The organism is Kitasatospora sp. NPDC057904, from assembly GCF_042887925.1.
In the GTDB taxonomy this organism is placed as follows: Bacteria; Actinomycetota; Actinomycetes; order Streptomycetales; family Streptomycetaceae; genus Kitasatospora.
On the sequence record NZ_JBHVOL010000005.1, the window covers coordinates 479,312 to 491,757 of the forward strand.

The 12,446-nt window shown below is 68.2% G+C and carries 11 protein-coding genes and 1 tRNA gene (1 of these 12 cut by a window edge); 2 read left to right on the forward strand and 10 right to left on the reverse strand.

Annotated elements, in window-relative coordinates:
- Positions 1-59: 59 nt before the first annotated feature.
- The 3 genes from ACFVSN_RS16625 to ACFVSN_RS16635 all read right to left on the reverse strand — a co-directional run bounded on the left by ACFVSN_RS16625 (position 60) and on the right by ACFVSN_RS16635 (position 2,657).
- Complete coding sequence (locus ACFVSN_RS16625) at positions 60-644, reverse strand: DUF5994 family protein (protein WP_380444531.1); 585 nt, start codon at positions 642-644, stop codon at positions 60-62.
- Positions 645-849: 205 nt separating this feature from the next.
- Entirely contained in the window at positions 850-2,118 is a 1,269-nt protein-coding gene (locus ACFVSN_RS16630) for an ATP-binding protein (protein WP_380444529.1), read from the reverse strand.
- Between the two features lie 89 nt (positions 2,119-2,207).
- Positions 2,208-2,657 (reverse strand): DUF5994 family protein, encoded by a 450-nt coding sequence (locus ACFVSN_RS16635; RefSeq protein WP_380444527.1) that lies wholly within the window; start codon positions 2,655-2,657, stop codon positions 2,208-2,210.
- Positions 2,658-2,927: 270 nt separating this feature from the next.
- Here ACFVSN_RS16635 and ACFVSN_RS16640 point away from each other — a divergent pair, with 270 nt between their 5' ends.
- Positions 2,928-3,350, forward strand: a complete 423-nt coding sequence (locus ACFVSN_RS16640; RefSeq protein ID WP_387955606.1) for a CBS domain-containing protein — start codon at positions 2,928-2,930, stop codon at positions 3,348-3,350.
- 157 nt (positions 3,351-3,507) lie between these two features.
- Here ACFVSN_RS16640 and ACFVSN_RS16645 read toward each other — a convergent pair whose 3' ends face one another.
- Positions 3,508-4,899 carry a serine hydrolase domain-containing protein gene (locus ACFVSN_RS16645; RefSeq protein ID WP_387955568.1) on the reverse strand — a complete coding sequence of 464 codons (1,392 nt, stop codon included), beginning with the start codon at positions 4,897-4,899 and terminating at the stop codon, positions 3,508-3,510.
- A gap of 248 nt (positions 4,900-5,147) precedes the next feature.
- On the opposite strand from ACFVSN_RS16645, the gene ACFVSN_RS16650 reads away from it, so the two are divergent.
- The gene (locus ACFVSN_RS16650) at positions 5,148-6,347 is read left to right on the forward strand and encodes an FAD-dependent monooxygenase (protein WP_387955569.1); all 1,200 of its coding nucleotides are present in this window, start codon (positions 5,148-5,150) and stop codon (positions 6,345-6,347) included.
- Between the two features lie 583 nt (positions 6,348-6,930).
- Here ACFVSN_RS16650 and ACFVSN_RS16655 read toward each other — a convergent pair.
- The 6 genes from ACFVSN_RS16655 to ACFVSN_RS16680 all read right to left on the reverse strand — a co-directional run.
- Positions 6,931-7,287, reverse strand: a complete 357-nt coding sequence (locus tag ACFVSN_RS16655; protein ID WP_387955607.1) for a DUF6009 family protein — start codon at positions 7,285-7,287, stop codon at positions 6,931-6,933.
- Between the two features lie 385 nt (positions 7,288-7,672).
- A complete protein-coding gene (locus tag ACFVSN_RS16660; RefSeq protein ID WP_387955571.1) occupies positions 7,673-8,509 on the reverse strand; it encodes a hypothetical protein in 837 nt (278 codons plus the stop codon).
- Positions 8,510-9,767: 1,258 nt separating this feature from the next.
- Entirely contained in the window at positions 9,768-10,694 is a 927-nt protein-coding gene (locus tag ACFVSN_RS16665; protein WP_387955572.1) for a hypothetical protein, read from the reverse strand.
- A 15-nt stretch (positions 10,695-10,709) separates the two neighbouring features.
- Positions 10,710-10,874, reverse strand: coding sequence for a hypothetical protein (locus tag ACFVSN_RS16670; RefSeq protein WP_387955574.1), 165 nt, complete (start codon positions 10,872-10,874; stop codon positions 10,710-10,712).
- Positions 10,875-11,006: 132 nt separating this feature from the next.
- Positions 11,007-12,248, reverse strand: coding sequence for a DUF4365 domain-containing protein (locus tag ACFVSN_RS16675; protein WP_387955575.1), 1,242 nt, complete (start codon positions 12,246-12,248; stop codon positions 11,007-11,009).
- Positions 12,249-12,412: 164 nt separating this feature from the next.
- Positions 12,413-12,446, reverse strand: a tRNA-Ser gene (locus ACFVSN_RS16680) (it continues 151 nt past the right edge of the window).

Sequence of the window (12,446 nt, forward strand, 5' to 3'; positions counted from 1 at the left end):
GTGGTCCGTCCGGAGCGGTGGCCCCGCCGCCGTGGCGGGCGCCACGGCCGTCCCGCCGGCTACGCGGGTACCGGCCAGGCGGCGGCCCGGCCGCGGGCGACGTCCGCCCGCCTGTCCGCCTCGGCGGCGTCGTCGGAGGGAGCGACGGCCGACGGCAGGAAGTCGGAGCGCGGCCCCGGCGCCTGCACTCCGCTGCCCGTCACCATGGCGAGCAGGGCGCTCGCGTCCATGGTGTTCGCGGGACGGGCGGCTTCGGCCATCAGCCGGGCGGCATCGACGGCATCCGTCTCCGGCGGGACGACCAGCAGGTTCAGCCTGCGGGGGGCGTACGAGAACACCGCGATCGTGTGCTCGTCCTGCTCGGTGGTGAACCAGCCCGCGTGGACGGTGTGCCCGGCGACCGGGATGCGCGGGGGGATGACGGGCCACTTCGCGGGGTTCACGGTTATCCGGGTGATCCGGCCCCACCGCTCGTCGATTTCGGCGGCCAGGGCGGGGAGTTCGAGAAGGAGATCACGCGAGCGGGGCCACCAGGCCCCGTCCAGCCGGCCCGGCCGCACGCCACGGGGCGCGAGCGCGAGGGAGAGCCGTGCGGTGGAATCCGGGGCGGCGGGCGTCGTCGCACGATCGAGTGTCGTGGTCATGACCGAGGACCTGTCTCCGGGTCCGGCCCACGGGGTCGGGCCCGGCATTGCCGTTCGCCGGAGACGACGCCAGTATCCGGTGCCGGCATGCGAAGTGCCTTCGGTGACATCCAGGTTACTCCCGGTCCGGCCCGGACCGGGCATGGTCGCGGTGGCGGGGTTTCAGCCCGGCGCCGTCGGACGGGCCCCGGAACCGCGGGCGTCCTCAGACCCGCCCGTAGCGGATCGCCTGGTCGGCGAACTCCCGGGCCATCTCCTCGGAAACGGTGGGGCGGGTGCGGTGGATGGCGTCCAGGTAGTCCTGGGTGCTGGGCTGCGTCCGTTCCCCGGTGTCGAGCGTGCGCTCGAAGGCGCTCTGGGCGACCGCCATGGCGACCTGCCTGATGTCGGCGGGGGTGAAGCCCTCGCTGGCCCCGGCGAGGACCGCGGTGTCGGCGGCGGTACCCGTTTTCGCCGTGTAGCCGGCCCACAGCACGTCGCGGGCCACGGAGTCGGGCGGCCCGACCGGCAGGACGTAGTCGAACCGGCCGTGCCGCAGGAACGCCGGGTCCAGGGCGGTCACCGAGTTGGTGGCGCAGACGAGCAGCCGGCCGTCGCGGTCGCGGAACCGCACGATCGACTTGAGGAGTTCGTTGACCACCCCGACCGACGCGGGGGCGGCGAGGCTGCGCGTGCCGGCGACCTCCTCGACCTCGTCGATGAAGAGCAGCACGTGGTCGAGCTGCGCCACCTCCTCGAAGCGGCGGCCGAGTCCGGTGGCCAGCCCCTCCTCGGACGCGAGCCGGGAGGGGAAGAGCTCGACGAACGGCCAGCCGAGCCGGCCGGCCACGGCCTTGGCGAACGTGCTCTTGCCCGTGCCCGGCGGACCGAACAGCACCACCGCGCGGGGCGGTTCCACCCCGTGGGCGTCCGCCAGCCCGGGATTCGCCAGCGGCAGGACCAGACGCCGTTCGATGAGCCGCTTCTCGTCGGCCATGCCCGTGAGCTGCTTCCACAGGCCGGCCTCGGGCATGACCGCGCCGAGCGCCGCCAGGACCGTCGCGCCCTGAGCGCCCACGGCCTCCGACTTCTCGAAGTACGTGAGGCCCCGGTGGGGGTGGAATCCGGAGTTGACCAGTGCGGTGGCCCCGGTCTCCTCGTCGGGCAGCAGCGCCGCGACGATCCTGGCGCCGGCGTCCCGCAGACGGTGCTCCAACGCCGACAGCAGGGCGGAACCCATGCCCAGGTTCCGCCAGGCGGGGTGCAGGGCGATGCGCAGCACCCAGGCGCGGTCCCCGTCCACCCGGCCCACCGCCGCGCCCACGAGGTGTCCGTCGGCCACCACGACGACGCTCGGGTTCCGCGCCTGCAAGGCGGCGACCACGTCGGAGAGCCGGAAGACGGCGGCGCGGTCCGTCGTGGTGCTCTCCGCGTCGAGGCGGACCACCGCTTCGAGGTCGTCCGGCGTGAAGTCCCGGACATGCCATACAGCCATACGCCGCTCTCGGACGTCGCTCCCGGACGTCGCGCTCTCCTTGGCTTCCATCATCGGCCGACCCCGCTGCGGCCGCCTGCCCGGACCGCTCAGCGGAGCAGGAGCTCCGCCGCCGGGGTGTGGTTCCCGGTCGCCGAGGCGCCGGCCATGGCCGAGGCGGCCGTGGCCGAGGCGGTGCCCGGCGGTACCACCAGCAGCAGGAAGTGGTCCTGGAAGCCCCGGGTGACGCTGATCGTCGCGTCGCTGCCGGTGAACCAGTTGATCCGGATGGTGAGGCCGTTCGCCGGGACGGACCGGGGCACTCCGTCCCAGGCCGAGGTGTCGAGGCCGACCCGGACGATGCGCCCGAAGTGGGCGCCGAGCGCCGTGATCAGGTCCGGCAGTTCGGCGAGGACGTGGTTGGAGCGGGGCCACCAGGCGCCGTCGAAGACACCCTCCCGCGACATCGTCGGTTCGAGTTCCAGCCGCGGCAGCAGCGGGGAGCCGGGCACCGTCCACGGCCCGGAGGAGGAAGAGCTGGGGAATGGAATCGGCATCATGCGAAGCCGCCCGTCCGGTCCGCGAGGGACCCGTCAGACCCAGGGCGACGTCGGCGCTGATGCCGGTGTGCGGAATGTCCTCGGTTGTCTCCCACGCTACTCCGCGGCGGTGCGCTCCGAGCCGCTCCGGGCCGCTCGCCACCGGAGTAGGGTCGTAGACATCCAGGGCATCCCGCATTCCGGTACCCGTTCCGGCTTCGTTCTGGTTGAAGGACAGCCCGGCAGCCCCCCGGCGGGCAGCCGGAGACGGGAACGGTGAGCACCGTGACCATGCACTCCCCGCAGCCGGCACGGCGCAACCGCGGCCTCACGGTCGCCGACGCCATGGACCCCTGCGACTACCGGATAGCCGACGACGACACCGTCGACCAGGCCAACGACGTCCTCCGCGGCGCCGGTGTCGAGTACCTGCTGGTCCGCGACCACGACGGCCGGTGCGAGGGCCTGGTCACCCGGACCGGACTCCACGCGTTCCTGGCCGGTTCCTGGTACACCGAGCGAACCGCGATCAGCGCCACCGCGCACCAGCGCGGCCCGTTCGCCTGGCCGACCATGGGGCTGGCCCTGGCCGCGATCGCGATGCGGATCAAGCACCTGGAGGTCTGGCCCGTCGTCGACGAGGACGGCTTCATCCTCGGCGTGCTCACCGCGGACCGCGCCACCGGCCTCCTGGCCGTCGCCCCGGCCGCCTGAACCCGTCGGCGCAAGTGCCTGACATGTCGTCAGGCAGTCCGCACCGCAACAGCAGAGACACCACGCTCACGGCGTGGCCCCGGGCTTCGAATACCCGGGGCCACGCCGTCGCGGCGAGCAGGGTCGGTGTGGCCGGGACGACGTCGTTGCGATCGGGCTACCGGTCCGCCGGGGTCCTGGTGAAGAGGCGGCCGGCGAGGTCGGCTCCGGTGATCGTGCCGGCGTCGTCGCGGGTGAAGAAGCCGCGCTGTCCGGTGAGGCCGCCGCTGGTGACGATGTACTCGTCTCCGTCGCCGGGCAGCAGGCCGAGGGCGGCCGGGGGTAGGTCCGCGGGCAGTTCGGTGTCGGCGGCCGCGCGGATCTCCGGCTTGATGGCGCAGGCGATCGTCAGCCCGGCGTCGTCGACGGCGATGGTGAGCGCCATCACGTCGTTCTCGTAGGTCCCGGCGGCCTCCTGGGCCCGGGCCTCGTCGAAGGGGAGGGGCTCCGGATCCCGCTCGACCAGCCCCAGGTGGTGTTCGAGCGCCCACCGGAGGGCGGCCCGGTTGAAGGCGAGGCCGCCGTCGGGCCCCGCGTTGGACAGCGCGGCGACGGCGAAGTCGCGCTCGGGGACGATGAGGAGTTCGGCGAACTGGCCGTTGGTGGAGCCGCCGTGGCCGACGGTGCGCACGCCGTCCACGTCGCGCAGGAACCAGCAGATGCCGAAGGCGTCGCCGAGCGTGCTGCCGTGCAGTTCGACGGTCTGCTGCCGCATGCGCCGCAGGGCTTCGGCGGGCAGGACCGGGGTGCCGTCCTGGGCGCGGCCGTCACCGAGGTGGAAGCGGGCCCAGCGGAGCAGGTCCGCCACCGAGGACGCGCCGCCCCCGCCGGGGTTGTTGGCGCGGGTGTCCTTCCACTTCCGCGCGACGGTGGGTGTGCCGTCCTCGCCGACGGTGTGTCCGACGGCGAAGCGCCGGGTCATGACCTCGTTGACCGCGAAGGAGGTGTGCGACAGTCCGAGCGGCTCGAACAGGAGTGAGGAGACGGCCTGTTCGTAGGTCAGACCGGTGACCTTCTCGATGATCCGCCCGGCCAGGTTGAACGCCATCTGGCTGTAGGAGGCCCGGGTGCCGGGCGCCGCGATCGGCTGCGACTCGGACATCCTCGCCACGTACGCGGCCAGGGCGTCGTCTCCCTCGCCGGTGTCGACGTTCATCCGCCAGTCCAGTCCGGCGGTGTGGTTGAGCAGGTTGAGGACGGTGATCCCGGCCGCGGCCCGCTCGTCCGGGAGCACCAGCTCGGGGACGTAGCGGCGCACCGGCGCGTCCAGTTCGACGCGCCCTTCGGCGACCAGGCGCATCAGCACGGTCGCCGTGAACGTCTTGGAGACCGAGCCCAGCACGAACAGCGTCCGCTCGTCGACGGGCAGCGGGTTGTCGACGCTCGTCACGCCGTGGCAGGCGTAGATCTCCTTCCCGCCGGCCCATACCCCGACGGCGACGCCGGGCAGCCCGTACTCCTCGGCCGTCGCCTCGACGAACGCGGCCAGCGACTCCTGCGACTGCGCCATGGCACTTCCCCCTTCTCCCTCGCGCACGCCACCCCGATGGCCGCGGCGCCCCACTGTGAAACTGAACCGTGATCAAGTGCGCGCCACAGCACGACGTCCACGGTCAGGAAAGCCGCTGGCCCGTCAGGTGGGCCGTGGGCGGCTCGCCGAAGCTACCGCCCGAACCTGTTTTGAACAAGTGTCTTGCACAAACGTCTAATACTGCCGTACTGTCAGTGCCGGTTCAGACCTGACTCGGGGGGCTTCCCATGAAGAACACGAACGTCCTGATCTCCGGTGCCGGCATCGCGGGCACGGCCCTTGCTTACTGGCTGCGGCGCCACGGCTTCACGCCCACGGTGGTGGAGCGGGCTTCCGGGATCCGGGAGGGCGGCTACAAGGTCGACATCCGTGGTGCGGCGCTGGAGGTGGTCCGGCGGATGGGCGTGCTGGACGAGATCCGCCGGTTGCGCACCGACGTGCGAGAAGGGTCCGTGGTCGACGCCACCGGCAAGCGGGTGGCGAGCATGGACGGCGACACCTTCGGAGGGCGTGTCCACGGAGATGCCGAGATCCTGCGCGGCGACCTGAACCGCATCCTGTACGAGCTGACCGAGAACGACGTCGAATACCTCTTCGACGACTCCATCGCCTCGCTCACCGACGGCCCCGACGGGGTGAAGGTCACCTTCGACAGCGGCCGCACCCAGGTCTTCGACCTCGTCCTCGGCGCCGACGGGCTGCACTCCCGGACCCGTGACCTGGCCTTCGGCCCGGAGAGCCGGTACGTCCGCGACCTCGGCCACTACATCTCGATCTTCAGCGTCCCCAACCGGCTGGACCTGGACCGCGAGGAGCTCACCTACGTCGGCGCCGGCCGCACGGTACTGACCTACAGCACCGCCCGGGACACCGGAGCCAAGGCGATGTTCCTCTTCGCCTCCGAGCCGCTGACCTACGACCACCGCGACCGCGCCGAGCAGCAGCGCCTGCTCACGGACGCCTACGCCGGAGAGGGCTGGGAGGTCCCCGGCCTGCTCGAAGGCATGGCGAGCGCCCCCGACTTCTACTTCGACTCGCTCAGCCAGGTCCACATGGACCGCTGGTCCCAGGGGCGCGTGGCCCTGCTCGGAGACGCGGCCTGCTGCGCCTCCCCCGCGTCGGGGCAGGGGACCGGTCTCGCCCTGGTGGCCGCCTACGTCCTGGCGGGAGAACTGGCCGCGGCCGGCGGCGAGTACGAGGCCGGTTTCGCGGGCTACGAACGGCAGGTGCGGCCCTTCGCCGAGCAGAACCAGAAGCTAGGGCCGGCGAACGTCAAGCGGATGGTCATGCGCACCAGCGGCCAGGTCCGGTTCTCGATGGCGATGCTCTCGCTGATGGCGCGACTGCCCGGCAAGGAGCGCATCATGGCCAAGCTCATCGAGCCCATCCACAAGGCGGCCACCGCCATCACCCTCGGCGAGTACTGAGCGGCCCCGCCGCCGCGGCGGCGGTCGGGACAACTGAGACCGGAACCGGAACCCGGGAACGACGAAGGCCCGGGCCGCGTGATGCGGTCCGGGCCTTCGTGCTGCCATGGCTGGCAGAGGCGGAGGATACGAGATTCGAACTCGTGAGGGGTTGCCCCCAACACGCTTTCCAATTCTCCCGAACCCCGTCCGCCGGGGTTCACACCTGTCCTGATCTGTGGCGGAGTAAGTCAGTGCGCGAGCGTTGAACCTGGATGGACGGTGGTGAACGAGACCAAAACTGAGACCAGGCGACCGGCTGGGGAAGCCGATGGCGGCCGAGGGGCCTGCTTCGGAAAGTCGCCCGCGAGCCACCCGTCCACCACTGAGAGTGCATGGGCTTCCTGGAGCCAGGGGGCCGTTTTGATGATCGTGGTGAGGAGCTCGCGCGCCTGGTCGGGCGGGAGTAGCCCCGAGATCACATGGCTGCCGTCGCCAAGCTGGCGCCCGCTTGCGCAGCCGATGTATAGGTCGACGAGACCTCGCTTGGTGGGCGCCACCCCGATGAACGCAGTGCCGCTCGTCAGTGACTCGCCGACCTTGATCAAGTTCTGTTGAGGTCCGGACTTGGAGGTGGCGGCCGATCGCGTGCTGGCGGTTGGCAGCGGTCCTTCCCAAGCGCGCTCGGTGAGTTCACTCCACACTCCGGCGGTGACGGTGCGGGATCTACGCCTTCGGATGGGGCGCAGTCCTTGTACACGCCATCTGGCCGTTCTGAGCGGTCATGCTCCTTGATCCAGAAGACGCGACGGGCGAACCGAAAAGGCGCTTTGCCTGCCGGGGCATCCGGCTTGAGCACCGAATACTCCACCCGCCGGCCATGCCCGTTCCAACGGACGGGGCCGGACCGGGCGCCAGCCGCCACCTCCAGATAATCGCGCACGTAGTCGAACTTGCCGATACTCTTGGTCTAGACAATTCCGTCCTCGTGACGGATGAGATCTGGGTCCCTGTTCACGCACTCTCCCTCCCGAGTGGACCGTGGCAGAGCCTGCCCTCAGTCTGCGGGCGTGAATCGTCCGGACTGCCTGTCTCCTTTCCAAGTCGACTGTGCTCGGAACGGGTTCGGCGAGAGAGCCAACGAGGCAGGGCCAGGCGACTCTTCGGCCATGCGCCCCACGCTGTCAGAGCGGTCAGCTAGCGTCCGCTGTATGCCGAAGACGCGGAAGAAGACGCCTCAAACGCGCGCTCGGCAGACAGGCCGAAATTCGCCAGCCAGTTCGGGTTTTTGCTAGAATGGATCATCTATACGGGTGCTGGAGTGCGATCTCAACAGGGCATCGCAATCAGGCGGTGGTGGGTGTACTGCTGGGCACCTGTATCGATGAGGTCCCGCGATCCCGATCGCCCCGAACGAAGTCGTTGAATCTCTGTCCGCTGCGAATGTGAGAAGCTCCATTCTCTACGTCGTCCGGGTGGACAATAGAGTCCTGAATTCCCAGTGTGTGCATGAGTGATTTTACCGAAACCACCCTGGTGTTACCGACCCAGAGGATCCGAAAGGAAAGGGACCCATCCCTGGCCTTCCTTGACGCCTGCGCTTCCGAGAGGCCAAGCGCGTTGGCTGCCTTGCTGAAGCCTATGTGCTGCGGCAGAAGATCGGAGATCCGATAGTAAAGATTCCTCCCGTCGACCCACGACCGCCCGACCTGTGCCGGGGCAATCGGTGGGATTGGCGTCTCGTCACGGTGCCCATCCCGGAGCCTACTGTGGAGGCCGGTTGCGTGGTCAATGGCCCCCATCCGCTGCAAAAGGGACCCGATTCGCTCGCCGCGAATTCTCTCGTTGGCGTCCGGATCCCTTACTGTGCCGACGTCGATAATTGAGGACGGTCGCAGTGTGGACGTGCTCTCATGGTTGCCCTCTGGAATGAAAACATCCATGCTGTCCGTGCATGTTTCCGATGAGCCCGAGTTCACTAGGCTTCGTGCGCTCGCAAAGGCGTTGCTCATCATGATTTCTTGCAGTTTCTTGGGCGGTGTTCCATCATCTGCGGATGACCATGCCACCAGGAGTCCTTCTATCACTGCAGACCTGATGTCGGAAACGTCATAATTCCAATTTCTGGCCAGCTCTTTTGACCATCCCTTGAAGTATGGGGTCAGTAGATCCAATGCGATCATCAACCATTTCTCCCGATGCTGTCGCTCCCCTTCCCTGGCCAGGGTTACTACTGATTCCCAGAGGCGTAGACTTGCCGTTGATTTTGAGCGCCCCAGGCGAACCTGGCTGCGCAGTTCCTGGTAGGTTGAATGTTTCTTCATTGTGCAAAATCGAACATCGCCTACGTGTGCACATATGGGTTTCCCGCCGCACCTGAGAAGAATTTGATCAGTAATAACAGTGAAGGCATCGGGCATGGCGCTCCCTCCCGAGTTGGACCAGGTCTCAGGGAGATCATGAGGGTGGCATTCGCTCGTTTGATTCTCATTGCTCAGATATAACCCGATCGAGTGAACCATGCATGGTTGCTTGGGGGCGCTCCATCCCTTGCGGCCAGTGAGGATCCTTGAACGCGTCAAGTTTGCAATCGGCCTGACGGTGCGTCGCCTCCCCTCGGTAGATTGTGGCGGGCGCGAGCTTGCCCCAGGTCAACGAGTGTTTGTGATGGCTGATGCGGATCAAGCGGGTGATCGGCTCGCTGCCGGCGCTCCGCAGCTACTCTGCGTTATGAGGGTTCGGATCTGCAGCGGGCTCGGCTACTTGCGTCCCTGCGTCCATTCATGCCGAGCCGGTATGCCCGGGACGTCACATCCTGGATGCCTGGGTCGTCCTGTGGGGCGAACGGCCTCACCTCGCATCCGAGTTCGCCCTTCTGTCGCGTGATCAGAGCGATCACACACACGTGTGCCTGCGGCGGGTACTTGTTGAGACGCGTCTCAAGCCGGTCGCCATGGTCGGAGCTGAGGGTCACCGCCGCATCGAGGCCGCAGGAGTTCCCGGAGCCCTTGTACGTGTAGGTGTGAAATAGCAGTTTCGAGAACTCGGCCAGGTGTCCAGGTTGATCACGAGGTTCTCGCCCGCGGCCCGCGCACGGGTTCGGCCGTCCACGGCCGGTGCGATGTAGGGGAAATGATCCACCGTGCCGAGCGAGCTTCCCCGCGTCTGGAGCACGGTCTTGCCGCAGTCCCCGGGCCTGATCATGCAGCCGAGATCGAGGTCCACGTCCTTGGTCGTTCCCTTCGCATCCAGGCCGCATCCTCCGGAACAAGCCCCGCGCTTCCGTAGAGCTACGTTGCGCAGCGGCCTTTGCCGAGACCCAGTCCAGGTGGACCCGGATGAGAGCGGACGTCATGCCGTGCTTGTCCAAGGAGACGTGGGGGCGCCTGCCCGATCCGGAGATCAGGGGTTCCCCGGAGTCGGCTGGGAGATTTCGCGCCGTCAGCTCATACCCGCGGCTTTGAGCAGCTTGTGCCAGTAGGGGAGTTCGCACACCTCGGCCCCCTTGTGGATGCCGTTCGGCCGCAGCTTCTCGTACGCGCGGGCGAGCCGCCCGGCGGCTCGCCGCGTCAGCGCGGGCAACTCGGTGTCGAGGATCTCCTCCCATGCCGGTGCCGCAGGATTGCGCTGGTCGCAGTGCAGCCGGTCGAACGACAACTGGCGGGCGACCGCCCAGATCATCAGGTCAGGGGCGTCCTCCGGCAGGTGCCAGTGATGGGCCGATCGGGCCCGGAGCATCTGTTCCAGGACACCGAGGATCAACCTCGGAACATGATGGCGATACGGACGCCGGTCGCTTGGGTGTGGTCGTTGAACAGAGTGCGGAACGCGTGGCTGGACGGGTTCCGCCAGATCTTGCCGTCCCTCGTCCTCAAGCGTGCGGTGGGCGAGGTCGGGGTCGGCCTTGTGTGAGAACAGTGCGTGTGCCGTCGTCGCCTCGCCGATGGAGTATCCCTCCCGGCGCGGCCCGCGCTGCTCGCCGCGGCGAATCCTGAAGTTGCACTGGTCGTCACTGAACTGCCTGACGAGCCTGAGCATGACGGGGTGACGGACGAGGAGGTCCTGCGGCTCGGTCGGATTGCAGTAGAGGTGAGCACAGTCGTACTCGCTCCGGGCGAGTTCACGGGTCGACCCAGTGACGATACGGACGTCGAGCACCGCCCGGTCCAGGTGCTCGACGGACAGCTCCGCGGCGAGACGGGAGACCAGGGCCATCCGCTGGTACCCGTCGATGCACTCCGGCCCGAGAAGGTCGAGGGTGCCGCTGCTCCGGGTTCCATCCGGAACCCAGAAGACGTTGTCGGCGCCGAGGACCACCCGGCCTGTGACACCGAAGGCATCCGGCCGTTCGCGCAGCACCTTCTCCATTTGCCGGTTCTGGGCCTAACCCACGAGGAACTCGCGCCTGGTGCCCATCCGCTCTGCCGGGTCGAGCGCCTCGGCGAGACCGATGAGTTGGCCGGCTGGTACGCGGGCGTCCCACTGGTCGGTGCCCAGTCGGTGCAGGAGCGTCGTCTGGATTCGGAACCCGGAACACAGGAGTGGCATGCTCGTCGGCTCCTGATGAGCCGGGAAGGGGTGCGTCACGGCGTAGGGGTTCACGCCCCTACAACGGGCGTCTCCTCGCTCAGGTGACGGGCCCCTGCTCGAGGACAGGTGTGTTGTTCGTGGAGTCGGCCGTCAACCCGCGGAGAATGCTTCCGGCCCGGGCTCGGGAACGCGCCAGTCGATTCGGACCTGCTGGTCGAGGGGCAGCGAGGGGCCGCCGACGTAGACACGGTGGATCAGGTAGAGCACCGCCAGTCGGAACGCCTCCGGTTCGAGGTCCGCCACGGTGGCGCGGCTCAGCTTCATCACCTGCCGGACGATATGTGGATCGGCTTCGAGGGGACCGAGTTCCGCCACGATCTCCGGAGCAATCCGGCCGTCCTCGCGCATGGCCGATATAGAGCGGCGAAGGAGGTCCGGCTCGGCATCGATCCGGGCGAGGACACAGTCGATGACGTACTCGTGGAGTACGTCCGCCGCGATCTTGCCGTGCTCGGCGGGCTCCTCGCCCGTGCACTCCGGGCACCCGTCGCATTCGTCCAGGCCGTAGAGGTCCTTTGACTCCTCGTCCGCCTGCCGGGTGGACATGAAACAGGAGGCCACCCACATGATCTCCGGCTGACTCAGCTCCAGATCCTCGGCAGTCGACAGGTCGGGGTCGTGCCAGAGACGATCCATGGTCTCATCGTCCGTTCCGAGGTTCGGAGGCGAAATCTCGGAGCGCATCAGAGATGCCAGACTGACGAGATACGGCTCCCAGTCGAGCGCGCTGTGCAGAAGGGTGGCGGCATCGGCGCCGGGGTGCCTCCAGAAGATGAGGTCCTCGTCGTCACCATTGACGAAGTGCAGGACGTGGTCTGCCGAGTCGAATTCGACCCCGGACATCTCTCCCAGGTGGGTGAGAACGGCCTGTCGGCCCCGGTAGCGCCCGACGTAGCGACGGGCTTGAGCGACGAACGACTCCATCGTCGAGTCGGTCAGCACCGCGTTGGGGCTGACCCCGATGACCTTCGGGCGGTTGAACGGGCCGGCTCGTCGGAGCTGCTGTGTTGCGTTCGCCCAGAAGAGCCGCTTGCTGTCCGGGTCGTACACCACGCAGTAGACGGGGATGTTCCCGTCCGCCCAGGTGCTGCCGTGGTGGCCGACGGGTACCGCGTAGCCGTTGGCCCGGCGCCACTTCTCCCCACCCTTGACCTGCACCCTGATCACGTCGCTCGTCACGTGCTCGTCCTCGACGAAGGTGACGTAGAGGTCCTCGCCGAAGTCGTTCTGCCCGGAGATCTCCTGGACGACGTGGTCGTGCTCCTCAAGGAGTGCGCGCACCGCGTTCACGGCGGCCTGGCCCACGCGCCGACCCTTTGGGATCTTCGGCATGCTGTCTCCCCGGATGTTCCCCGTCCGCCTCGTCTGGGCTCGGGACGGCTGTTGCCCTCGTGATTCTGCCCCGTGCCTCTGACACGGGGCCCAGATCCGGAGACGACGAAGGCCCGGGCCGCGTGATGCGGTCCGGGCCTTCGTGCTGCCATGGCTGGCAGAGGCGGAGGATACGAGATTCGAACTCGTGAGGGGTTG